Raw genomic sequence first — 22,092 nt, forward strand, 5'->3', positions numbered from 1 at the left:
CGAGGCGCGCGGCGCCGGTCGAGGGCTGCGGGTGCCGCGACTCTGACGGACGCTTCGGCGGCCCCGCCCCAGGGTCACTAGAGCCGAGATTCTTCGCTCGCTCAAGAGTTCTGGATGCAATTTTTCTCCGAAGGGTCTGCGGTGAAAGCTTGGGTGAGTTCCAAAGGGACGGGTAGAGTCCTGTTATTTATAATAAAAACAACAGTTTTGCGGATATACGAGGCCGAGGGCGGCATCCAGACAGATTATCTGTCTTGCGAGATATGCGCGTTATTTGCATACAGACTAGGCAGGATATGATCGGGCCCGGTCGGACGAAGGCGCGGACGAGCCCCGGCCCGTCGCGCTCATTCGGAACGCGCCGGTCCGGGATTACGGCTTGGCGCGGCGCCCGGTCTGCCCCTAGCTGGCCGTGACCAAACCGGAGCCCTTGTCGATGCAGACCCCGCCTCAGACGCCGCCCAGGATGAACGCCACCGAGCAGGCCTATCAGGCGATCCGGAAGGAGATCCTCACCGGCAGGCTGGAGGAGGGGGAGCGGCTGACCGAAACCCGGCTCTCCGACGATCTCGGCATGAGCCGCACGCCCATCCGGGAGGCGATCGGGCGCCTGATCCTGGAGGGCTTCGTCGAGCGCCAGGGCGGCTACACCACCCGCGTCGCGCATTTCCCCGAGGACGAGGCCGAGCAGGTCTACGAGATCCGCCGTCTCGTGGAGTGCTATTCGGTCCAGCGCGCCGCCAAGCTCGCCACCGAGGAGGACATCGCCGCCCTGCGCGAGATCCACGCGCAGATGCGCCGCGACACGCCACCGGGGGATGAGGCCGCCTACGAGCGCCTGACCTCGGCCAACGAGGCGTTCCACCGCACCATCGTCGCCGCCGCCCGCTCGCCCCGGCTGACGGCGCTGATGACGACGGCGCTGGATGTCGGCATGGTGGTGCGGACATACAGCATGTTTTCGGCCCGCGACCTGGAGCGCAGCCTCGCTCACCATGCCGAGATAATCGAGGCCATCGAGGCGCGGGCGCCGGACTGGGCGGCGAGCGTGATGTCGGCGCATCTGCTGGCCGGAGCGTGGCGGGTGTCTGTGCGATCCGGCGGCCGCCGGACGGAGGGAGAGAAGGCCGATGACTGATCGCGTGCTGCGCTCGCTTCTGTTCACCCCCGCGACGCGGGTCGCGGCCTTCGACAAGGCGCTGGGCTCGGGCGCGGATTGCGTCTGCCTCGACCTCGAGGACGCGGTGCCGCCCGCGTCGAAGGCCGGGGCGCGGCCCGCCGCGCTCGACTGGCTGTCGGCGGGCGGGGAGGGGCCGTTGCGCGGCCTCCGGATCAACGCGCTGTCCACGGCCTTCGGGATGGCGGACATGGCGGACTTGGCGCGGGCCGCGCCGGGGGCGGGCCTCGTGATGCTGCCCAAGGTCGGCAGTGCGGAGGAGGTGCGGCTGGCCGCCGCCGTGCTGGACGAGGCGGGCAGCGGTCTGACGCTCGCCGCACTGGTCGAGAGCGCCGCGGGGCTCGCCGCGGTCGACGGCATCGCCGCCGCCTCGCCGCGGCTGACGGTGCTGGTCTTCGGCGGCGTCGACCTTTCGGCCGATCTGGGGGCGGACCCGGTGTCTGACACGATGCGCGTCGCGCGCGCCCGGATCGTGCAGGCGGCCAGGGCGGCCGGGCGCGACGTGCTGGACGTGCCGGAGCTGGCGTTCCGCGATCTCGACGGGGTCGCCCGTGCGGCGCGGCTGGCCGCGCGCGAGGGGTTCACCGGCAAGGCCGCGATCCATCCCGCCAACGTGGCCGCCATCAACGACGCGTTCACGCCCGATGCCGAGGCCATCGCCGAGGCGCGCCGCGTGGTCGAGGCCTTCGAGGCCGCGCCCTCGGGGCTCGCGGAACTGGACGGCAAGCTGATCGAGGCGCCGGTGGTGAAGGCCATGCGCGGCCGGCTCGCCCGTGCCCGTGCGGCGGGGGTGCTGTGAGCGATCCCTTCGACCGGGCGGAGGCGCGCGACGCGGGCGTGGGCTTCCTTGAGGAGGGCGCCGTCAGCCTGCCAGTGGACCGGGAGGCGCCGCGGATCGAGGGGCCTTTGTCGGGGCTGACGGTCGGGTTGAAGTCGAACATCCGCGTCGCGGGTCAGGCCTGGACCGCGGGGATCGGCGCGCGCCGGGAGGCGGTCGCGGAGACGGACGCAGAGATCGTTGCGCGGCTGCGCGGGGCGGGGGCCGCGATCCTGTCGCGGCTCAGGATGGACGAGGGCGCGCTGGGGGCGGCCACCGACAACCCGCATTTCGGGCGCTGCGAAAATCCCGCCTGGCCCGGCCACAGCCCCGGCGGCTCGTCGGGCGGGTCGGCCGCGGCGGTGGCGGCGGGCGCGGCCGAGGCGGCTCTGGGGACCGACACGCTGGGCTCGGTCCGCATCCCAGCGGCCTATTGCGGGCTCTGGGGGCTGAAGCTGGGGCCGGGGCGGGTGGCGATGGAGGGGGTGTTTCCGCTGGCGCCGAGCCTCGATTCCGTCGGCATCCTCGCGGCCGGGCGGGACCCGATCCGCACGCTGCTGGACGTGCTCGTGCCCGGCGAGGCGCGGACCCTGGAGGGCTGGGCCTCCGGTATTCCAGCCGAGGGCCTGACGCCCGAAATCGCGCAGTTCCTCGAGCGCTGCGCAGGCGTTCTGGACGAGATGCTGGGGCGGCCTTCGGCGATGCCGGTGCCGGACCTTCCCGCCTTGCGCGCCGAGGCCTTCCTTCTGACCGAGATCGAGGCGGTGAAGACGCTCGGGGCCGAAGCGGGGCTCAGCCCCGGCCTCTCCCGGCTGATCGACTACGGACGCAGGGTCGCGCCGGAGCGGGCGGCGGCGGTGCGGGATCGTCTGGCAGAGGCGGGGGCGGAGGTGCGGGCAGGTCTCGGTGCGGGCACCGCGCTCCTGTTGCCGACCGTCGCGGCGCCGGCCTTCGCCTGGGGAGAGACGCCGCCGCGCGGGCAGGCGGACTTCACGGCGCTGGCCAACGTGGCCGGCTGCCCGGCGCTGGCGATCCCCGCGCCGAGGGCGCGACCCCCGGTCTCGGCCCAGCTAGTCGGTCCGCCGGGGAGCGAGCGGGCGCTGCTGGACCTCGGCGCGCGGCTGAGCGCAGGGCTGTAGGTCTCGCCGCCCAGCTCGGACCCGGTCGCACGGGGCGTCCCGTCGCCGGACACTGAGCCTGGCGATCCGACCTACCGCCATCGGCCCCGTCAGGCCTGGCGGTCGGCCGGAGCGGCCCGATCCGGCCTGCGCCCAAGGCGCTACCCGCCTGCCTTCGCCATGTCCTCCGGCGTCCCGGAGAACAGCGCCGCGTGTTCGGCGCGCAGCGCGTTCTTCTGGACCTTGCCCATGGTGTTGCGCGGCAGCGCGTCGCGCAGGAGGTAGTGCTTCGGGCGCTTGTAGTTGGCGAGTTGCGACCGGACCGCCCCGGCGATGGCGTCGAGATCCGGCGCGGCGCCGGGCTCGGGCACGACGACGGCCACCACGCCTTCGCCGAAATCGGGATGGGGCAGGCCGATGACGGCGGATTCCGAAACGCCCGGCTGGTCGTCGAGCACGGCTTCCACCTCGCGGGGATAGACGTTGTAGCCGCCGGTGATGATGAGGTCCTTCTGGCGCCCGACAATGGTGACGTAGCCGTCCGCGCTGACCACGCCCAGGTCGCCGGTGATGAACCAGCCGTCGGCGCGAAGTTCTTCCGCGGTCTTCTCGGGCATCTGCCAGTAGCCCTTGAAGACGTTGGGCCCGCGGACCTCGATCATGCCGGTCTCGCCCTCGGGCAGCGGGGCGGCCGTTTCGGGATCGGTCACGCGCAGCTCGACCCCCGGCAGGGGGCGGCCCACCGTCCCGGCCCGGCGGTCGCCGTCATAGGGGTTCGAGGTGTTCATGCCGGTTTCGGTCATGCCGTAGCGTTCGAGGATCGCATGGCCGGTGCGGGCGCGGAAGGCGTCATGCGTCTCGGCCAGGAGCGGCGCACTGCCCGAGGTGAAGAGCCGCATGTGCCCCGCGACCTCGCGGGTGAAGGCCTCGTCGGCCAGCAGGCGCGTGTAGAAGGTCGGCACGCCCATCATCACGCTGGCCCGCGGAAGCGCGGCGATCACCGCGCCCGCGTCGAAGCCGGGCTGCCAGATCATCGACGCACCCGCGGCCATGGCGACGTTGCACGCCACGAACAGGCCGTGGGCGTGGAAGATCGGCAGGGCGTGGAGCAGCACGTCGTCCGAGGTGAAGCGCCAGCAGGCCATCAGCGTCCGGGCGTTGGAGACGAGGTTGTCATGGCTCAGCATCGCGCCCTTCGACCGCCCCGTCGTGCCGGAGGTATAGAGCAGGCAGGCGAGGTCGTCGCCCGAGCAAGGCTCGGGCGCATCGGTCGGGGTCGCGTCCGCCAGCGCCTCGGTCAGGCTGCCCGCGCCCTCGGCGTCGAGCGTGAGGATCGTCGCGCCGGCTTCGCGCGCGGGCTGGCCCAGCGCGGCCTCGGCCGAAGGGTCGACGACGACCAGCTTGGGAGAGGCGTCGCCGATGAAATAGGCCATCTCGTCGGGCGTGTAGGCGGTGTTGAGCGGCAGCACGATCACCCCCGCCCGGACGCAGCCGAGATAGAGCGCCAGCGCCTCGGGCGACTTGGCGGTCTGCATCGCCAGCCGGTCGCCGCGGCCGAGGCCCCGCGCGCGCAGAAGGCCCGCGACGCGCGCGGCGCTTGCGTCCATCGCGGCATAGGTGACGACCCCGTCGCCCGCGAGGTGCAGGAGCGGCGCCGCGCTGTCGGCGCGTGCGCCCAGCAGCATGTCGTAGAGAGGATTGGTCATTCCTTGATCTCCCATCTAGCGGCTGGCCGCGCGAAGCGTGACCGTCATCGCCGTGAACCCGTCCGGCGTCCGTGCCCAGAGCATGGCGCCTTCCTCGGTCTCGTGCCCCTCGATCACGAAGGACTCCGTCCCGAAGAGAGGGCGCATCGCCCGGATGTCGAACGACGCGAGCGGCCGTCCGCCCAGGTGCCCGAGGCCCAGATCGACCAGGAGCGTCGCCGTCAAGGGGCCGTGGAAGACGAGGCCCGGATAGCCCTCGACGTCGCGCGCGTAGTCGGCGTCGTAATGGATGCGGTGCCCGTAGAAGATCAGCGCCGAGTAGCGGAACAACAGCACCGGGTCCGGCGCGATCACCCGCGAGAAGGTCGCGCCTTCGGGCGCCGGCCGGCCCGGCGGCGGCGGGGCGCCGGGGGCGGGCGGATCGCGGTAGACGATGTCCTGCGTCTCGCGCAGGCGATGCTCGCCCTCGACGGTGAAGTCGTGGTCGACCGTCACGAAGCAGAGCCTGCCCGACCGGCCCTCCTTCCGCTCGACGGCGCGGATGGTGGAGGTCTTGACCGCCCGCTCGCCCAGCCGCAGGGGCTTCGCGATCTCGACCCGGCCACCGGCCCACATCCGGCGCGGCAGGCCGAAATCGGGGATGAAGCGGCCCAGCCGCTCGTGCCCGTCGGGGCCGAGCTCCGAGGCGCGGATCTGCGGGTTGAAGTAGAGGTAGTGCCAGAAAGGGGGCAGCGGGTCGCCTTCGGTGAGCGTGGGCTCCCGGTCGAGGGTCAGCTGCATCAGCCGCGCCTGCCGGAGGTCGAGCCGGTCCTCGGCGCTCTCGCTGCGGCCCACGGCATCCTGGTTGGTCATGCTCAGCGTCCCTCGAACCGTGGCTTGCGCTTCTCTGCGAAGGCGCGCTGGCCCTCGCGGTAGTCGGCGCTGTCGAAGCAGGCGGCGACGAGCGCGTCGACGCGGGCGCGGTCGGGGGCGGGGCGGTCCAACTCGACCAGCGCAGCCTTGGCGGCGCGCTGGGTCAGAGGGGCGTTCGCGTCGAGCGTGTCGACATAGGCGCGCGCCTCCTCCTCGAAGGTCTCGGCAGGCCAGACCCGGTCGCAGAGCCCCTTGGCCAGCGCCTCGGCGGCGTCCAGCTTCCGGCCCGAGAACAGCAGATCCGCCGTCACCGCATGGCTGAGCCTTCGGCGCAGCGCCGCCACCCCGTCATAGCCGTAGCCGAGCCCCAGCTTGGCCGGCGTGATCGCGAAGCGCGCATCCTCCCGCGCGAGGCGCAGGTCGCAGCGCAGCGCCAGCGCCAGCCCGCCGCCGACGCACCAGCCCCGAACCAGTGCTACGGTCGGGATCGGCAGCGATTCCAGCGCGTCCTCGGCCCGCTTCACGGCGTCGTTGTAGCGTCGGGACGAGGTCGCGTCCGCGCGTGTCTCGCCGAACTCGGAGATGTCGGCGCCCGCGACGAAGGCGCGCTCGCCGCCGCCCTCCAGCGTGACGAGGCCGAGCGTGTCATCCCCCGCGAGCCTCAGGCAGAGGTCGCCCAGCGCCTCCCACATGGCCAGCCGCATCGCGTTCAGCTTGCCGGGGTTGCGCAGCACGATGGCCGCGCGGCGCCCCGTCCGGGTCAGGGTCACGCCGCCCTCGGCCAGGCTTTCGGTCACGAGCCCGTCCATTGGCCGCCCCCGTCCATGTCGATCACGGTCCCGTTCAGGTAGGTGACCTTCGGCGAGGCGAGCATCACCGCCAGCGCCGCGATCTCTTCCGGGTTGGCCGGGCGTCCATAGGGGAAGCGGGCCGGGTCCATCTTCTCGCGCCAGCGGCTTTCGTCGCCCCATTCGGCGGCGGCGCGGCGCTTCATCATCTCCGTCATGCGGTCGGTGAGCGTGGGGGACGGGTTGATGCCGAAGACGCGCAGCCCCTCGGCCTGCGCCTCGGCGCCCAGCGCATGGGTGAAGCCGATCAGCGCCGCGTTCGCCGCCGCGCCCGAGATGTAGGAGGCGCGGTTCGCCCGCCCGCCCATGCCGATGATGTTGACGATCGTGCCGGAGCCCCGTTCGGCCATCTTCGGCTGGAAGATCTGGCAGAGATGGATGTAGCCGAAGACCTTGAGCGCCCAGTCCTGCTGGATCTGGTCGATCGTCAGGTCGCGCAGCCGCCCGGCGCGGATCGCGCCCGCGTTGTTGACCAGCACGTCGGGCACGTCTTCGGCCAGCGCCTCGCGGTCGGCGGCCAGCGACAGGTCCGCCGCCCGCACCGCGACCCGGCCCGGGGCCTGCGCGTCGAGCGCGGCGCAGGTCTCTTCCAAGCGGTCGGGATCGCGCGCGACCAGGGTCACGCGGGCCCCCTCGGCGAGGAAGGCCTCGGCCGTGGCGCGGCCGATCCCCTTCGACCCGCCGGTTATCAGGGCGTGCTTGCCGCCGAGCTCAAGATCCATCGGTGCCTCGCGGGTAGTACTGGATTTCGAAGAAGATGCAGCCTTCGGGCGACGTGAACGGCCCGTGCTCGGTGCCCGGCGGGCGGCAGGCATAGGCGGGCGGGGCGAAGGCCGTGCCCCCCTGGCCTTGCGCGTTGCAGCCGGCGATCAGCATGCCCGAGAGCAGGTAGACCTCCTCCCAGTAGTCGTGGACGAAGATGTTCGGGGCGACGGCGCCGGGCAGGAAGCGGATGAGCCGGGTGCGCACGCCGGTCTTCGCCGTCTCGTCGAGTGCGCCGGAGAGCATCTTCTGTTCGACGCCGGGGGCGCCGCCGGGCACCTGCTCCCACCCGGAGAGCAGGTCGAAGGCGTGGAAGGGGACTGCGGGCTTGAGCTGCATGTCAGGCGGTCTCTCTCTCGGGGGTCGTGGCGTTGGACAGGGCGCGGGCGAGCGCCCCCGCATCGGGTGCGTCGGGCAGGGCGAGAAGCGTCTCGGCAAGGCGGTCGGCCAGCGCGGCCGGCACGCCGCCATGGCGCGCGTTGGCGTCGAACTTGGTGCGGATTTCGGCCTCGGACAGGGGAGCCTCGGGGTCGCCCGGCGCGGCGTCGCAGCGGGCCTCGATCCGGCGGCCCTGCGCGTCCTCGGCGATCAGTGTCGCGCCGTAGGCGGCGGGGAAGGCCGCGTCCCGGGCCTCGTCGGTGACGAGGGTGACGCGCGCACGGAGCGCCGCGACCTCGGCATCGGCACGGGCCGCCGCGCCGAAATCCGCGATGCCGGGCGCGCCGCGCAGCAGGGTGACGGCAACCGCGTGCTGCAGGCTGAACCGTGCCGCGTCGTCCGTCTCGGGCTCGGGCGCGTCACAGAAGGCGATGGCGGCGCCGTAGGTGCGAAGCTCCAGCGCCGTCGGCGGCCCGTCGAGCCTGCCGCGCAGGTCCAGCGCGGCGGCGATGGCCGGGTGGGTATGGCGGCAGGCGGGCCAAGGCTTGAAGCTGACCTCTTCGATGCCCCACCGCTCCGTCGGGGCGGCCAGCGTTCCGGGGTCGGCCTTCGGATAGAAGCTGGCGAAGAAGCCCAGCGGGCCGGTCAGGATGCGGCGCGGGCCGGCGAACCCCGCCGCCGCCAGCCGGGCCGAGAGCACGCCCGCCCGGGCCGCGTGGGCGCAGGCGAGCTGCTTCGAGAAGCCGGGCTCCAGCCGGCATTGCCAGATCCCCGCCGCCTGCATCCCCGCCTGCGCCAGCGCGTCGGCCATGCCGGTTCCGTCCAGCCCCTCCAGTTCGGCGGCGGCGATGGCCGCGCCGAAGACGCCGCAGGTGCCCGAGTTGTAGAAGGGGGTGTAGCCGCCCGAGGCCGCGACGCGCCCGATCCGTATCGCGGCCTCGTAGCCCCGCACGACCGCGTCGAGCAATGCCGAGCCGGTGGTGTCGCGGCGCAGGCCCACCGCCAGAGCGGCGGGGCAGATCGTGTCGCCCGCGTGCAGGATCGCGGCGCGGTGGAGGTCGTCCATCTCCAGCACGTTGCCCAGCGCCCCGGCGGCGAAGGCCGCGTCCTGCGCGGAAGGCGCGTGGGACAGCTGGGCCATGGGATCGCGAAAGCCCAGCGCCCGGCCCATTGCCCGCGCGGCAGGCTCGTTCCGGGCCGCGAGCGCGCAGCCGGTCCAGTCGAGAAGCGTCCAGCAGGCGCGCGCGCGGGCCGCCGCGTCGATGGGGCGGCGGCAGAGCCGGAGAAGCTGCGACTCGGGAGGTTCGGAGGGGGCGCTGTTTTGCATGCAGATTGTCTGTCACCTGCCTGATCCTTCCGCCATCGGGGGAGAAAAATCAAGCGTTCAGGGGCGGAATATCGTTCCGATACCCGTAGCCTGTCCGGGAAGCTCCTGAGATCGCAGGTCTTCATGCTTTGGCCTATCTGCATACAAAAACGGTTGCAATCTACGGTGCCTCGGACATACTCGTGCCACGCGCGCCGATGCCGCTCCCCGACTGTTGGGGATGTCCGGCCGACCCGACGGCAAGATCGGGATGCGCCTCCGACTGACACCGCCCGTCGCCGGGCGCACCAACGGGAGAGTGTGATGAACCAGACAGACTTCAACCGCCGCCAGGTCATGGCCCTGCTGGGCGCCGCTTCGGCCGCGGGCCTTGCCGGACCCGTTCGCGCGCAGGACGCCGCGCTCAAGCTCTGGGCGCCGGGCATCGCGCGGGTGGGCGCCGAGGACTGGTCCGACATGGAGGCGCAGGCCGGCATCTCGATCAATGCCATCGCCAAGTCCGCCCGCGCCGACGAATCGATCCAGAAGATGGTCGTGGGCGACGGCAACGCCCTCTACGACGCGATGACCGACAATGGCGGCGGCATGGAGGACGCGCTGGCCAGCCAGGGGGCCATCGCCGAGCTGGATGTCTCGCGCATTCCCAATTGGTCGAACATGCTGACGGTCTACAAGGAGGGCGAGACCTCGGGCGACACGGTGCGCCACGACGGCAAGGTCTATGCTGTGCCCTATATCTCCAACGCCGACAGCCTCGCCTTCAATTACGACGTCATCGGCGAGGAGCTGACGAGCTGGGAGGCCTTGTTCGACAGCCAGTTCCGCGGCCGCGCGGCGATGCAGAACGATTTCGGCCCGACGCTGACCAATACCGCGATCTATCTCAAGCAGTCGGGCAAGGGTTCCATCGACAATCCGTCCGACATGACCGAGGACGAGGTGCGCCAGGTCGCCGAGTTCCTCATCGACCTGAAGAAGAAGGGCCATTTCCGCACGTTCTGGGACGGCGTGCAGAACGGCACGGACCTGCTGTCGTCGGAGGAGGTGCTGGTCTCCTCGACCTGGGAGGTCGTCCAGATCCTCGCCGCCCGCACCAACGGGCAGGACATTCGCTACGGCACGATGAAGGAGGGCCACCAGGCCTGGAACAACATCCTCATGCTGACCCGCGGCGGCAAGGAGCGGGGGATGGAGGACGCGTTCTACAGCCTCGCCAATGTCTACCTGTCGCCCTGGTTCGGCGCGCGCACGCTGGCGGGGCTGGGCTTCACGCCGCAGATGGAGGGGGTGAACGAGTATATCGACGCCCATCCGGAGGAGTTCGGGGAGGACGTGAAGGCCCTGCTGGCCGATCGGCTGGCCCGCAAGGAGGCGCGGCGCTCCAACCCGGGCAACGCCTGGCAGAACGTCTTCCCGACCAACATCCGTGCCTATCAGGACTGGTGGGCCCGGGTGCAGGCGGCCTGAGCGGCGTGACCGCCGCCGCCTCCGAGACCGTCGGCGGGACCCGCCCCGCCGCGCGACCGCGCGCTTCGGCCTCGGAGGCGCTTGGGCGGTGGGCCTTCCGCCTGCCGCTGATCTTCATGCTGGTCTTCTTCGCCCTGCCAATGGCGATGACGGTCGTGTTCTCGCTCTTCGAGCGGACGATGTTCTGGATGGAGCCGGGCTTCACGCTTTTCTCCTACGAGAACTTCTTCTTCTCGGCGCGGCTGACGAACTTCCTCGAGTCGATGAAGTATTCCGCCATCGCGGTCGCGATCTGCTTCGTCCTTGGCTTCCCGATCGCCGTCTTCGTGCGGCGGTCGGTCCCGCAGGTGGCGCAGCACCGGGTAATCCTGCTGTTCATCCTGCCCTTCATGGTGTCCGAGATCATCCGAGTCTTCGCCCTGCGCCCCGTGCTGCAGCGCAACGGGCTGGTGAACACGACGCTCCAGAACCTCGGGATCATCGACGAGCCGATCACTGCGCTGCTCTACACCCATACCGGCGTCGTCATCGGCGAGGTCCTGTCCTTCCTGCCCTTCATCGTCTTCTCGGGCTTCCTCGCCATGGAGGCGGTGCCGAAATACATCTTCGAGGTCTGCGACGACCTGGGCGTCGGGCCCTGGCGACGCTTCGTCGACGTGATCCTGCCGCTGGCCGCGCCGGGGATCTTCGCGGGCTCGGTCTTCATCTTCGTCAACGGGCTGGGGGTGGCGCTGCTGCCGAACATCCTGGGCGGGGCAGGGGCGGTGAACGCCGGGCTGATTGCGACGCAGGCGATCACGGCGCTCGACTTCCCTCTCGCCATGGCGGTCAGCGCGATCATGATGGCGACGCTGATGGCGCTGCTCTGGATCGGGCACCGCGTCTTCGACCTGACCCGCATCCTGACCCCGCTGAGCTGACGCATGGACGACTACGCCAATCCCTGGCTGCACCGGCTGAAATGGGCCTACCTGCTGCTGGTCGTGCTGACGCTGATGGCGCCGGTGCTCTATGTCATGTGGATTTCGTTCAACGCGAACGGGTTCGGGGCCAATGCCTACGACTTCACCTGGAAGTGGTACGGGCTGATCCTGTCGGACGCGCAGCTGATCGGCGCGCTGCGCTGGACGCTGGCATTGGCTTTGGTCGTGACCGCGATCACCGTGCCGATGGCTCTGGTCGCGGCCAAGCACTACAAGGCCACGCGCAACAAGCTGTTCCCGGTCTTCCTGCTTCTGGCGCCCCTGTTCGTGCCGCCGGACATCCTGGGCTCGGCGCTGCTGGTGTCGTTCAAGAACGCGAACCTCGCCTTCGTCTGGCTGGGCGACCGGCTCGGGACCGAGGCCTTCGACGCCTGGTTCCGCCTGTCCTTCCTGACGGCGGTGATCGGGCTGGTGATCTACACCATGCCCTATGCCTTCGTCGTCATCCTCATCACCATGGGCCGCTACCGCGCCGAGCAGACCGAGGCGGCCCGCGCCTGTGGCGCGAATGGCTGGCGCGCATTCCGGGACATCGAGTTTCCGCAGATCCGCCCCGGCGTGCTGTCGGCCTGCGCCTTCACGGTGATCCTCGTCTTCAACGAATACACGCGGACCAGCCTGCTGAAAGGCGGGTTCGACACGTTCACCACCGTGCTCATCAGCCAGATGCTCAACACCGGCATGTCCGGCCAGAGCTATGCCATGTCGGCGATGGTCAGCTTCGTCGCCATCGCGGTGATCGGCACGATCATCCTCGTCACCCTGATCCGGTCCGAGGCGCTGGCCCGCGAGGCGCGGGCGAAGGCCGAGCCGGTGATGTCATGATCCGCGGAGCCACGCCATGCTAGACCGAACCGCCGCGCCGGCCGTCGAGGTGCGCGGCCTGACCAAGACCTATGGCCCGGTGACCGCGCTGCGCGACGTCAGCGTGTCGATCGCCGCCGGGGAGTACTTCGTCCTGCTGGGCCCGTCGGGCGGCGGAAAGACGACGCTCCTGCGGGCCATCGGGGGCTTCCACCGGCCCACGGCGGGCGAGATCCTGCTGCACGGGAAGGAGGTCGGCCACTTGCCGCCGGACAAGCGCCCGACGACGATGGTGTTCCAGGCCTATGCCCTGTTCCCGCACATGAGCGTGGCGCAGAATGTAGGATACGGGCTGAAGGTCGCGGGGCTGCCCAAGGCGCAGATCGCCGACAAGGTCGCGCAGGCGCTGGAGATGGTCAGCCTTTCGCCCTTCGCCGACCGCCGTCCGCACGAGCTGTCGGGCGGGCAGCAGCAGCGGGTGCAGCTGGCCCGGGCCTTCGTGTTGGACCGCGACATCCTGCTTCTGGACGAGCCGCTGGCCGCGCTCGACGCGCAGCTCAGGAAGGACATGTGCCTGGAGTTGAAGCACCTGCAGGAGAAGGTGGGCATCACCTTCATCCACGTGACCCACAACCAGGAGGAGGCGATGACGGTGGCCGACCGCATCGCCCTGATCGCCAACGGCGACCTGGTGGAATACGGCGGCGCCCGCGACATCTACCGCGCCCCCGACAAGGCCTTCACCGCCGGCTTCGTGGGCGAGAACAACCTGCTGGCGGGCCGCGTCGCCGGCCTGTCCGGCGATTCCGTCGCCGTGGACGTGGCCGATGCGCGGCTCCGGATCGACCGGCGCGGTCTCCGCGTCGCCGAGGGGCAGGAGGTCACGCTGTCGATCCGCTCCGAGGCGGTCCGGCTCTCGCGCGACACCGGACATCTCGAGGGGCAGTCCATCGCCGGCACCTATACCGAGTCGGTCTATCTGGGTCTGACGACCTCGCACCGCGTGCGCCTGTCCGACGGCACGGAAATGGTCGCGCGCGAGATATCGGAGCGGGACGACGCGCCCGCCCCCGGAACGCCGGTCGTCCTGTCCTGGGCGCCCGGCACCGCCCGCCTGCACGTGGAGTAGCTGCAATGGAGTCGAACCCCCGCATCCCCTTCCGCCTGTCGTCGGACCGGCCCCCGCTGGAGGGCCCGGACGGCAAGCGGCTGATCGTCCATGTCGCGATGAACATCGAGTACTGGCCGATCGAGCGCCCGATGCCGCGCGGGATCATTCCCGCCCCCCACGGCGCGCAGCCCGCGCCGCCGGACGTGCCCAACTTCTCCTGGGTGGAATACGGGATGCGCTGCGGGATGCCGCGGATGCTCGACATGCTTTCGCGCAAGGGCATCGCCGCCTCGGCCTTCGTCAACGCGCAGGTGGCGGACGTCTATCCGTCGCTCATGGCCGCCGTGATCGATGCCGGGTGGGAGCTGGTCGGCCACGGCTGGTTCCAGCAATCGCTCAAGCAGGTGGAGGACGAGGCCGACACGATCCGCCGCTCGCTCGACCGGCTGGAGAAGGCGGGCGGCAAGCGGCCCCGCGCCTGGCTGGGGCCGGGGCTGGGCGAGACGGCGGACACGCCCGACCTGCTGCGCGCCGAGGGGATCGAGTTCCTGCACGACTGGGTGCTGGACGACCTGCCGACCTGGATCCGCACGAAGCACGGGCCGATGATCGGGCTGCCCTACACCTTCGAGCTGAACGACGTGCCGGTCTACGCGATCCAGAACGGGTCGACCGACGAGTATCTGAAGCGCGTCGAGGCGACGCTGGCGGTTTTCGAGCGGGAGCTGCGCGACCAGCCCCGGGTGCTGACGCTGGCGCTGCATCCCCACATCATCGGCGTGCCCCATGTCGCGCATTTCTTCGAGCAGGCGCTGGACCTTCTGCTCGCGCGCGACGACACGGTCTTCATGACATCCAGCCCGATGGGCGAGTGGTTCGCCGCCGCCGACCCGCACGGGGCGGAGACGGTGCGATGACCGGGCCTTCGACCGCTCTGCGCGACCTCAAGGTGCTGGACCTGACGCGGGTGCGCGCCGGGCCGACCTGCTGCCGCGTGCTGGCGGATTTCGGCGCGGACGTCATCAAGATCGAGGCCCCGGCAGGCAAGGACCCCTCGGCCGGGGTCAGCGGGGCGCGGCACGGCTACGACATGCTTAACCTGCACCGCAACAAGCGGTCGCTGACGCTGGACCTCAAGTCCGACGAGGGGCGCGCGCTGTTCCTGAAGCTGACGGAGGGCGCCGACGTCGTGGTCGAGAACTTCCGTCCCGACGTGAAGGACCGGCTGGGGATCGCCTATGACGACCTCGCCGCCGTAAATCCGCGGATCATTCTCGCCTCGATCTCGGGCTTCGGGCAGGACGGGCCCTACGCGAAGCGCGCTGGCTTCGACCAGATCGCGCAGGGCATGGGCGGGCTGATGGGCGTGACCGGTGACCCGGACGGGCCGCCGATGCGGGCCGGGACCGCCGTCGCCGACCTGACCTCGGGGCTCTATGCCGCGCTCGGCATCTTCGTCGCCTTGCAGGAACGCGCGGTCTCGGGCAGGGGCCAATGGGTGCAATCCTCGCTGCTCGGTGCGCAGATCGCGATGATGGACTTCCAGGCCGCCCGCTACCTGATCGACGGAGAGGTCCCCGGCTCGACCGGGAACGACCATCCGACCGTCACGCCGATGGGCGTGGTAGCCACGAAGGATGGCCACCTGAACCTCGGGGTGGGCAGCGACGCGCAGTGGCGCGCCTTCTGCGAGCTGATCGGCAAGCCCGACTGGGGCACCGACCCGGCATATGCCACCAACGAGGCCCGCAGCGAGCGCCGCTCCGAAGTCTGGGACATGCTTGCGCCCGTCTTCGCGGAGCGCACGACCGCCGACTGGGTCGAGGCGCTGGAGGCGGCGTCCGTCCCCGCCGGTCCGATCTACCGCATGGACGAGGTCTTCGCCGACGCGCAGGTGCGCCATCTCGGCATGGCCGCCGCCGTCCAACATCCCGTGCGCGGCGAGACCCGTCTCGTCGCCCAACCCGTCCACCTGTCGCGCACGCCGGCCGCGATCCACGTCTCCGCCCCCGATGCCGGGGCCCATTCCGACGCCATCCTGGCCGATCTCGGCCTGTCGGAGGACGAGATCGCCGCCTTGCGCGACAAGGCCGTCATCTAGAGGACACGCCATGAACCACCACGACCCGAACGCCATCACGATGCCCGTCGCCCCGGCCTGGGGCGACATCCGCGACGCGGTCGGCCGGCTCTGCGAGGATTTCCCGAACGAGTACTGGCTGAAGCTCGACAAGGCCGACGCCTATCCGCACGATTTCGTGCAGGCGCTGACGGAGTCCGGCTTCCTCGCCGCGCTGATCCCGGAGGAATACGGCGGCTCGGGCCTGCCGCTTTCCGCCGCGGGCGCGGTGCTGGAGACGATCCACGCCAAGGGCTGCAACGCCGCCGCCTGCCACGCGCAGATGTACACGATGGGGACGGTGCTCAAGCACGGCTCGGAAGAGCAGAAGAAGAAGTACCTGCCGAAGATTGCGAGCGGAGAGCTGCGCCTGCAGGCCTTCGGCGTGACCGAGCCCACGACCGGCAGCGACACGACCCAGCTGAAGACCAAGGCCGAGAAGACCGACCGGGGCACCTATGTCGTCAACGGCCAGAAGGTCTGGACCAGCCGTGCGCTCGAATCGGACCTGATGCTGCTGCTTGCCCGGACCACGCCCGCGGCCGAGTGCCGGAAGCGGTCCGACGGGATATCCGCCTTCCTCATCGACATGAACGAGGCGAAGGAGAACGGGCTCTCGCTGTCGAAGATCGACGCGATGATCAACCACAACTCCTGCGAGTGCTTCTTCGACAATGTCGAGATCCCCGCCGACACGCTGGTCGGCGAGGAGGGGAAGGGCTTCCGCTACATCGTCGACAGCATGAACGCCGAGCGGGTGCTGATCGCCTACGAGTGCATCGGCGACGCGAAGTTCTTCATCGGGAAGGCTTGCGAGTACGCGAACGACCGGGAGGTCTTCGGAGGGCCCATCGGCGCCAACCAGGGCATCCAGTTCCCCATCGCGCAGGCATACGCTCAGGCGCAGGCGGCGGAGTTGATGGTGACCAAGGCCGCCGCCCTGTTCGACGCGGGCGAGAAGGCTGGGGCCGAGGCGAACATGGCCAAGCTGCTGGCCGCCGACGCCTCCTGGGCCGCCGCCGAGGTCTGCATGCAGGTCTATGGCGGCTTCGCCTTCGCCCGCGAATACGGGATTGAGCGCAAGTGGCGCGAGGCGCGGCTCTACCAGACGGCGCCGATCTCGAAGAACATGATCTTCGGCTATCTGGGCCAGCACGTCCTCGGCCTGCCAAGGAGTTATTGACGCGGGGTCCCCCGCGCCAACACAGTGCGAACCATCAATGACGGGCACCAAGCCCGCATCCACAACCGACGGGAGAACAACATGAAAGCCTTTGCATCCCTGGCCGCCGCCCTGCTGATGGGCACCGCGGCCGTCGCCCAGACCAACTGGGACATGGCGACGCCCTATCCGGACTCGGAGTTCCATACCCGCAACATCCAGCAATTCGCCCAGGACGTGTCCGAGGCGACGGGCGGCGATCTGAACATCACCGTCCATTCCGGCGCCTCGCTGTTCAAGCATCCGGAGATCAAGCGCTCGGTCCAGAACCAGTTCGTGCCGATGGGCGAGGTGCTGATGGCGAACCTCTTCAACGAGGACCCGATCTTCGGCGCCGACAACATCCCCTTCATCGCCACCACCTACGACGAGGCCAAGGCGCTCTGGGACGCGCAGCGCCCGCTGGTCGAGGAGAAGCTGGCCGAGGACGGCATCCGTCTTCTCTATGCGGTGCCGTGGCCGGGGCAGGGGTTCTATACGAACAAGGAGCTGACCTCGGGCAGCGACCTGGAGGGGATGCGCTTCCGCACCTACAACGCGACGACCGCGCGGATGGCCGAGCTGATGAACGCCTCGCCCACCACCATAGAGGCGGTGGAGATCCCGCAGGCCTTCTCGACCGGCATCGTCGACGCGATGGTGACCTCGGGCGCGACGGGCGTGAACACCAAGGCCTGGGACTTCACCGACGAGTTCTACGACCTTCAGGCCTGGATGCCGAAGAACATGATCATCGTGAACGAGGCCGCCTTCTCGGGCCTGCCCGAGGAGCAGCAGCAGGCGATCCTCGACGCCGCCGCCGCCGCCGAGACCCGCGGCTGGGAGATGAGCGAGGAGGTCGCGCAATCCTCCGTCGCGACGCTGGGCGAGAACATGACCGTGCGTCCCGTCCCCGAGGCCCTCGTCTCGGCCCTGGAAGAGGTCGGCCAGACCATGGCGCAGGAATGGGCCGAGAGCGTCGGCGAAGAGGCGCAGGCGATCCTCGACGCGGTGAACTGAGCCGCCCCTTCCGCGCATGATCCGCAGCCGCCTTTCGAGGCGGCTGCCCCTTTCGATCCAGCAGGAGGGCCCGGGCCCCATGCCGACACGCGCGCTCGACGCGATCTACCGCGCCGCCGGCGTCCTCGCGGGGATCTTCCTCGTCGCCATCTGCGTCATCGTCTGCGCCCAGATCGTGGCGCGCCAGTTCCAGGCGATCATCCCCTCGGCGGACCAGTTCGCTGGCTTCTGCCTTGCCGCGACCTCCTTCCTGGGCCTCGCCTACAGCTTTCGCAGCGGCAGCCATATCCGCGTCACGCTGTTCGTGCGCGCGCTGGGCGGCACGGCCCAGCGGCTCGCGCTGATCGCGGCGCTGGGCATCGCGGCGGCGATCACCGGCGTGCTGGCCTGGCACACGGTCGCGATGGTCTGGCAGAACTTCAGCCGGGGCGAGGTCACCTCGGGCCTCGTCCCGGTCCCGCTCTGGCTGCCGCAGGCGGCGATGGCGATCGGGCTGGCCCTGTTCGCGCTGGCCGTGGTCGAGGATCTGGTCCGGGTACTGCTCGGCCATCCGCCCGAATTCGAGGCGGCCGAGGCCGCCAACGAGATCTCCGCCGAGCCGGTCGACGGCTCCGCCGACGCGCCCTGAAACGCTCCGAGAGGCGACTTCCATGGACCCGAACCTCGTCGCCCTCCTGCTGATCGGGCTGTTGCTCGCGCTGCTCGCGCTCGGCGTCTGGGTGGCGCTGGCGCTGACCATCGTCGGCTACCTCGGCATCGCCTGGTTCACCGGCGCGCCTGCGGGCGCGATCATGGCGACGACGATCTGGGGGCAGTCCTGGTCCTGGGCGCTGACGGCGCTGCCCTTGTTCATCTGGATGGGCGAGATCCTCTACCGCACGCGGCTCGCCGCCAGCATGTTCACGGGGCTGGCGCCCTGGTTGACCGGGCTGCCGGGGCAGCTTCTGCATGTGAACGTCGTGAGCTGCGGCCTCTTCGCCGCCGTCTCGGGCTCGTCGGCGGCGACCACGGCCACCATCGGCCGCATCACCATCCCGGAGCTGGAGAAGCGCGCCTACGACCAGCGGATGATCGTCGGCTCGCTCGCGGGCTCGGCCACGCTGGGCTTCCTCATCCCGCCCTCGATCATCCTGATCGTCTACGGCGTGGCGGCCGAGGTCTCGATCAGCCGCCTGTTCATCGCGGGCATCCTGCCGGGTCTGATGCTGATGGGCCTGTTCATGGGCTACATCATGCTCTGGTCGGCCTTCCACCGCGACCGCTTCCCGCCGAGGGAAGCGTCGATGCCGATGCTCCAGCGCCTGCGCGCCACGGCCGGGCTGTTCCCGATGATCGGGCTGATCGTCGTTGTGATCGGCTCGATCTATGCGGGCTTCGCCACCCCGACCGAGGCGGCGGCAGTGGGCGTCGTGGGGGCGCTGATCCTGTCGGCCCTGAGCGGGACGATGTCCTGGGCCTCGTTCCGTGACAGCGTCGAGGGCGCGACGAAGACGACCTGCATGATCACGCTGATCCTGGGCGGGGCGGCCTTCCTCTCGGTCGCGATGGGCTTCACCGGCATCCCGCGCACGCTTGCCGCCTGGGTCGGATCGTTCGAGCTGAGCCAGTTCCAGCTTCTGATCGCGCTGACGGTCCTGTTCATCGTGATGGGCTGCTTCCTCGACGGAATCTCCATCGTGGTGCTGACGGCTTCGGTCATCATGCCGATGGTGCAGGCGGCGGGAATCGACCTGATCTGGTTCGGCATCTACCTCGTCATCGTGATCGAGATGTCGCAGATCACGCCGCCGGTGGGGATCAACCTGTTCATCCTGCAGGCCATGACCCGCCACGACCTCTTGCAGGTGGCGAAGATGGCCTTCCCGTTCTTCCTGGTGCTGGTGCTGGCGACCTTCCTGCTGATCCTGTTCCCGGGGATCGCAACGTTGCTGCCGTCGCTGATGACGCGCGGCTAACCCCTTGGCGGGGCTTCGGATCTAGACTGAGGGAAGGTTGGCTCCGGCGGCAGGGATCGAACCTGCGACCAATTGATTAACGTTTTGGGTCCAGACGCCCGGATTTTCCACTAACCCTTTAAAAAGACAGGATAACAGAAAAATCCAGAACGGCTGAATATCGCCACAAATCGCCTCCTCGGACACCTCTCCGCGCACACTGTCCGAAAGGTGCCAGAACGGCTTGAAGGGATGAGCAGGAATGGACATCAAGGAACGGACCAGCCGGAACGATTACATCGTCAAGGACTACTAGGAGGGTCACGACGCGAAGAGGGGCTTTTTCTCAGAAGTGAGCTATGCCGGAATTTGGGTGACGCGTGCTGATCAGGCGGCGCGGTTTGCGGCGTCGCTGGTTGCGATGCCGTCTGTGAACTTGATCCCCTCGACGAGGAGAGGCAACTGGTTTGCGCCCGACAGGCGCCGCCAGGTCTTCGAGGCCGCGCGGATCAAGGTGAAGACCATGAGCTTCGCCCTCTTCTGGGACAGGGCGCCCTTGGTTCGCACGGTTCGATGCCGAACCGTGGCGAAGACGCTCTCGATTATTACCAGGCAGGGCATGTCTACATGCCCGAGATGGCGGATTGGCAGTTCGCAGATGGTCCCGGTGCCGGGCGGGGAAGTCGAAGAAGGCGAGCAGCGCGTTGCGGTCCTTCTCCAGGCAGGCTGCGGCTTTGTGATACTTGGTCCCATACCTGGCGGCGAAGGTCGTCATTGCGGCCTCGGCGTCGAGGCGGGTCTCGGCCTGCCCGCTGCCCGACAGTGCATTGCGCAGCAATGTCACGAAAGGGGGATCTCGCGCAGGTCGGCCTTCGCCGCCGGGGGGATCGACTTCGGAAGCTTGTTGAGCACGTTTGCTGTCTTGTGGACCCAGCATCTTTGGTGCCGCGTGTCCGGCCGAGCCTCGTCCACCGCCTTCCAGAACCCGAGCGCCCCGTCGCCCACGGCGATCTCGGGTGGCACGGACAGGCCGCGGGCCCTGAGGTCGGCGAGCAGCTCGCGCCAGCTTTGCGCGCTTTCGCGGGCGCCGACCTGGAAGCCGACGAGTTCCTTCTTTCCTTCCGGTGTCGCCCCGATCAGCACCAGCATGCATTCTGCGGCGGGCTCCATACGGGCCTGGAGGTAGACGCCATCGGCCCAGACGTGGACGTGGCGCCGGGCCGACAGGTCCCGGCCCTGCCAGCGCTCGTGGTCCGCCTTCCAGCCCGCCGTCAGCCGCGTGACCGCGCCGGGCGAGGGATTGGGCGCGTCAGGGCCGAGCAGCGCGGCCAATGCCTCCTGAAAGTCCCCCGGGGACACGCCGCGCAGGCAGAGAACCGGCAGAAGCGCCTCGAGGCTGCGAGACCGCCGCGCCCAGCGAGGCAGGATCGAGGAAGCGAACCGGACCCGGTCGGCGGGTCCCGCATCCGTGGCCCGGTCGCGCACCTTCGGTCGCCTGACCTCGAGCGCCCCGATCCCGGTCTGAATCGACCGCTCGGGGCCGTGTCCATGCCGGACGAGCCGCCGACGGCCGTCAGGCAACCTCTCGTCCGCATGGCGGTCCATGAACGCCTCGACCTCGGCCTCCAGCGCAGACGCAAGCATCCGGCGTGCCCCCTCGCGCGCGATCTCGGTCAGTAGATCGTCCACCGCGCCGGGCTGGCGCAGCGCGACAATGCTGGTATCTTCTTCCATGGCGTATCGCTCCCTTTCGGAGGTCCTGGCAGGCTTCAATCACCCGCCTCGATACGCCACCTTCTCAACCGCCATCACCCATCTTCGACCATAGCTCCGTCGCCCGCGGTTCCGGTCGATGGCCGGATGCCATCGGCACGACAGCGATGATTTAACGCCCAGGACTGTACTACGACTCCTTGTCGCCATGACGTCTAATGCATTCGGGTTTGCACGACCAAGCTCCACGCGCTCGCGGACCGCTGGTGCCGCCCCGTCCGGCTGATGCTCACGGGCGGCAACGTCGCCGACTGCATCGCCGCCAAGACGCTGCTGCAACGCCTCCCGCCCGACGCGCTCGTGGTGACCGGGGACAAGGGCTACGACAGCACCGCCGTGCGTGACCAGGTGAAGGCTCTCGGGGCTTTCCCCAACATCCCGCCGAGGCGCAACCGCAAGCGCCGCATCTTCTGGTGTCGGAACTTCTACCGCGACCGAAACGCCATCGAGCGCATGTTCGGACGGCTCAAGGACTTCCGACGCATCGCCACACGCTACGACCGCAGGGCCGACGCCTTCCTCTCCCCCGTCGCCCTCGCCGCAACCGTCACCTACTGGTTATGAGTCCGGAGCCTAGTACTACAGTTGCGCATTTTCAGCAGATGTGGCTCTTTGCGCTACGTGGAGCGGGAGTGGAGGGTTGGGCGATGGCATCTGCGGTCTTGGCAGGTGCGCTGGTGGACTGGCGTGCGGAG

Annotated in this window: 20 protein-coding genes and 2 pseudogenes; 14 read left to right on the forward strand and 8 right to left on the reverse strand. The window is 69.6% G+C overall.

Annotated elements, in window-relative coordinates; all coding sequences use genetic code 11:
• Positions 1-436: 436 nt before the first annotated feature.
• Genes DR046_RS19615 through DR046_RS19625 form a run of 3 tightly spaced genes read left to right on the forward strand, consistent with a single transcriptional unit; the run spans position 437 to position 3,133 of the window.
• Positions 437-1,138 (forward strand): GntR family transcriptional regulator, encoded by a 702-nt coding sequence (locus DR046_RS19615; RefSeq protein ID WP_115384066.1) that lies wholly within the window; start codon positions 437-439, stop codon positions 1,136-1,138.
• Positions 1,131-1,976 carry an HpcH/HpaI aldolase/citrate lyase family protein gene (locus tag DR046_RS19620; RefSeq protein WP_115384067.1) on the forward strand — a complete coding sequence of 282 codons (846 nt, stop codon included), beginning with the start codon at positions 1,131-1,133 and terminating at the stop codon, positions 1,974-1,976. Before DR046_RS19615 ends, DR046_RS19620 begins: the two co-directional genes overlap by 8 nt.
• The gene (locus DR046_RS19625; protein ID WP_115384068.1) at positions 1,973-3,133 is read left to right on the forward strand and encodes an amidase family protein; all 1,161 of its coding nucleotides are present in this window, start codon (positions 1,973-1,975) and stop codon (positions 3,131-3,133) included. Before DR046_RS19620 ends, DR046_RS19625 begins: the two co-directional genes overlap by 4 nt.
• 140 nt (positions 3,134-3,273) lie before the next feature.
• Here DR046_RS19625 and DR046_RS19630 read toward each other — a convergent pair whose 3' ends face one another.
• Genes DR046_RS19630 through DR046_RS19655 form a run of 6 tightly spaced genes read right to left on the reverse strand, consistent with a single transcriptional unit; the run spans position 3,274 to position 8,985 of the window.
• Positions 3,274-4,818 (reverse strand): malonate--CoA ligase, encoded by a 1,545-nt coding sequence (locus DR046_RS19630; RefSeq protein ID WP_115384069.1) that lies wholly within the window; start codon positions 4,816-4,818, stop codon positions 3,274-3,276.
• A gap of 15 nt (positions 4,819-4,833) precedes the next feature.
• Positions 4,834-5,670, reverse strand: a complete 837-nt coding sequence (locus tag DR046_RS19635; RefSeq protein ID WP_115384070.1) for an HTD2 family dehydratase — start codon at positions 5,668-5,670, stop codon at positions 4,834-4,836.
• 2 nt (positions 5,671-5,672) lie between these two features.
• Positions 5,673-6,467, reverse strand: a complete 795-nt coding sequence (locus tag DR046_RS19640; protein WP_209313625.1) for an enoyl-CoA hydratase — start codon at positions 6,465-6,467, stop codon at positions 5,673-5,675.
• Positions 6,464-7,240 (reverse strand): short-chain dehydrogenase/reductase, encoded by a 777-nt coding sequence (locus DR046_RS19645; protein ID WP_115384072.1) that lies wholly within the window; start codon positions 7,238-7,240, stop codon positions 6,464-6,466. Before DR046_RS19645 ends, DR046_RS19640 begins: the two co-directional genes overlap by 4 nt.
• The gene (locus DR046_RS19650) at positions 7,230-7,619 is read right to left on the reverse strand and encodes a cupin domain-containing protein (protein WP_115384073.1); all 390 of its coding nucleotides are present in this window, start codon (positions 7,617-7,619) and stop codon (positions 7,230-7,232) included. Before DR046_RS19650 ends, DR046_RS19645 begins: the two co-directional genes overlap by 11 nt.
• Position 7,620: 1 nt before the next feature.
• Positions 7,621-8,985, reverse strand: a complete 1,365-nt coding sequence (locus DR046_RS19655) for an MmgE/PrpD family protein (RefSeq protein ID WP_115384074.1) — start codon at positions 8,983-8,985, stop codon at positions 7,621-7,623.
• A gap of 303 nt (positions 8,986-9,288) precedes the next feature.
• Here DR046_RS19655 and DR046_RS19660 point away from each other — a divergent pair, with 303 nt between their 5' ends.
• The 10 genes from DR046_RS19660 (at position 9,289) to DR046_RS19705 (ending at position 19,645) form a co-directional block, all read left to right on the forward strand.
• Entirely contained in the window at positions 9,289-10,452 is a 1,164-nt protein-coding gene (locus tag DR046_RS19660; RefSeq protein WP_115384075.1) for an ABC transporter substrate-binding protein, read from the forward strand.
• A gap of 5 nt (positions 10,453-10,457) precedes the next feature.
• On the forward strand, positions 10,458-11,372 hold the full coding sequence (locus DR046_RS19665; protein ID WP_245191021.1) for an ABC transporter permease: 915 nt from the start codon (positions 10,458-10,460) through the stop codon (positions 11,370-11,372).
• Between the two features lie 3 nt (positions 11,373-11,375).
• On the forward strand, positions 11,376-12,260 hold the full coding sequence (locus tag DR046_RS19670) for an ABC transporter permease (RefSeq protein WP_115384076.1): 885 nt from the start codon (positions 11,376-11,378) through the stop codon (positions 12,258-12,260).
• A 16-nt stretch (positions 12,261-12,276) separates the two neighbouring features.
• Positions 12,277-13,368, forward strand: a complete 1,092-nt coding sequence (locus DR046_RS19675) for an ABC transporter ATP-binding protein (protein ID WP_115384077.1) — start codon at positions 12,277-12,279, stop codon at positions 13,366-13,368.
• A 5-nt stretch (positions 13,369-13,373) separates the two neighbouring features.
• Entirely contained in the window at positions 13,374-14,267 is an 894-nt protein-coding gene (locus DR046_RS19680; RefSeq protein WP_115384078.1) for a polysaccharide deacetylase family protein, read from the forward strand.
• Positions 14,264-15,451 carry a CaiB/BaiF CoA transferase family protein gene (locus DR046_RS19685; RefSeq protein WP_115384079.1) on the forward strand — a complete coding sequence of 396 codons (1,188 nt, stop codon included), beginning with the start codon at positions 14,264-14,266 and terminating at the stop codon, positions 15,449-15,451. Before DR046_RS19680 ends, DR046_RS19685 begins: the two co-directional genes overlap by 4 nt.
• Positions 15,452-15,461: 10 nt before the next feature.
• Positions 15,462-16,652: an acyl-CoA dehydrogenase family protein gene (locus DR046_RS19690; RefSeq protein WP_115384080.1), complete on the forward strand. Its 1,191-nt coding sequence runs from the start codon at positions 15,462-15,464 to the stop codon at positions 16,650-16,652.
• Between the two features lie 81 nt (positions 16,653-16,733).
• Positions 16,734-17,690, forward strand: a complete 957-nt coding sequence (locus DR046_RS19695) for a TRAP transporter substrate-binding protein (RefSeq protein WP_115384081.1) — start codon at positions 16,734-16,736, stop codon at positions 17,688-17,690.
• A gap of 79 nt (positions 17,691-17,769) precedes the next feature.
• Positions 17,770-18,318 (forward strand): TRAP transporter small permease, encoded by a 549-nt coding sequence (locus DR046_RS19700; RefSeq protein WP_167767198.1) that lies wholly within the window; start codon positions 17,770-17,772, stop codon positions 18,316-18,318.
• A gap of 22 nt (positions 18,319-18,340) precedes the next feature.
• Entirely contained in the window at positions 18,341-19,645 is a 1,305-nt protein-coding gene (locus DR046_RS19705; protein WP_115384083.1) for a TRAP transporter large permease, read from the forward strand.
• A 21-nt stretch (positions 19,646-19,666) separates the two neighbouring features.
• On the opposite strand, the gene DR046_RS23310 is transcribed toward DR046_RS19705, so the two are convergent.
• Both DR046_RS23310 and DR046_RS19710 read right to left on the reverse strand, forming a co-directional pair.
• On the reverse strand, positions 19,667-19,894 hold the full coding sequence (locus DR046_RS23310; RefSeq protein WP_135227342.1) for a hypothetical protein: 228 nt from the start codon (positions 19,892-19,894) through the stop codon (positions 19,667-19,669).
• A gap of 117 nt (positions 19,895-20,011) precedes the next feature.
• Positions 20,012-21,358, reverse strand: a pseudogene (locus DR046_RS19710) (IS256 family transposase).
• A 213-nt stretch (positions 21,359-21,571) separates the two neighbouring features.
• Between DR046_RS19710 and DR046_RS19715 the strand changes: the two are divergent.
• Positions 21,572-21,961 (forward strand): annotated as a pseudogene (locus tag DR046_RS19715) (IS5 family transposase); the annotation flags it as partial.
• Positions 21,962-22,092 lie beyond the last annotated feature (131 nt).

The organism is Jannaschia formosa (genome assembly GCF_003340555.1).
Lineage (GTDB): Bacteria > Pseudomonadota > Alphaproteobacteria > Rhodobacterales > Rhodobacteraceae > Jannaschia > Jannaschia formosa.

Excerpts from the sequence above, each read along its gene's own strand:
- DR046_RS19675 (WP_115384077.1), top strand. The coding sequence starts at position 12,277 with ATGCTAGACCGAACCGCCGCGCCGGCCGTCGAGGTGCGCGGCCTGACC.
- DR046_RS19635 (WP_115384070.1), bottom strand. The coding sequence starts at position 5,670 with ATGACCAACCAGGATGCCGTGGGCCGCAGCGAGAGCGCCGAGGACCGG.
- DR046_RS19705 (WP_115384083.1), top strand. The coding sequence starts at position 18,341 with ATGGACCCGAACCTCGTCGCCCTCCTGCTGATCGGGCTGTTGCTCGCG.
- DR046_RS19650 (WP_115384073.1), bottom strand. The coding sequence starts at position 7,619 with ATGCAGCTCAAGCCCGCAGTCCCCTTCCACGCCTTCGACCTGCTCTCC.
- DR046_RS19620 (WP_115384067.1), top strand. The coding sequence starts at position 1,131 with ATGACTGATCGCGTGCTGCGCTCGCTTCTGTTCACCCCCGCGACGCGG.
- DR046_RS19615 (WP_115384066.1), top strand. The coding sequence starts at position 437 with ATGCAGACCCCGCCTCAGACGCCGCCCAGGATGAACGCCACCGAGCAG.
- DR046_RS19700 (WP_167767198.1), top strand. The coding sequence starts at position 17,770 with ATGCCGACACGCGCGCTCGACGCGATCTACCGCGCCGCCGGCGTCCTC.
- DR046_RS19690 (WP_115384080.1), top strand. The coding sequence starts at position 15,462 with ATGAACCACCACGACCCGAACGCCATCACGATGCCCGTCGCCCCGGCC.
- DR046_RS19630 (WP_115384069.1), bottom strand. The coding sequence starts at position 4,818 with ATGACCAATCCTCTCTACGACATGCTGCTGGGCGCACGCGCCGACAGC.
- DR046_RS19645 (WP_115384072.1), bottom strand. The coding sequence starts at position 7,240 with ATGGATCTTGAGCTCGGCGGCAAGCACGCCCTGATAACCGGCGGGTCG.
- DR046_RS19670 (WP_115384076.1), top strand. The coding sequence starts at position 11,376 with ATGGACGACTACGCCAATCCCTGGCTGCACCGGCTGAAATGGGCCTAC.
- DR046_RS23310 (WP_135227342.1), bottom strand. The coding sequence starts at position 19,894 with ATGTCCATTCCTGCTCATCCCTTCAAGCCGTTCTGGCACCTTTCGGAC.
- DR046_RS19695 (WP_115384081.1), top strand. The coding sequence starts at position 16,734 with ATGAAAGCCTTTGCATCCCTGGCCGCCGCCCTGCTGATGGGCACCGCG.
- DR046_RS19655 (WP_115384074.1), bottom strand. The coding sequence starts at position 8,985 with ATGCAAAACAGCGCCCCCTCCGAACCTCCCGAGTCGCAGCTTCTCCGG.
- DR046_RS19680 (WP_115384078.1), top strand. The coding sequence starts at position 13,374 with ATGGAGTCGAACCCCCGCATCCCCTTCCGCCTGTCGTCGGACCGGCCC.
- DR046_RS19660 (WP_115384075.1), top strand. The coding sequence starts at position 9,289 with ATGAACCAGACAGACTTCAACCGCCGCCAGGTCATGGCCCTGCTGGGC.
- DR046_RS19685 (WP_115384079.1), top strand. The coding sequence starts at position 14,264 with ATGACCGGGCCTTCGACCGCTCTGCGCGACCTCAAGGTGCTGGACCTG.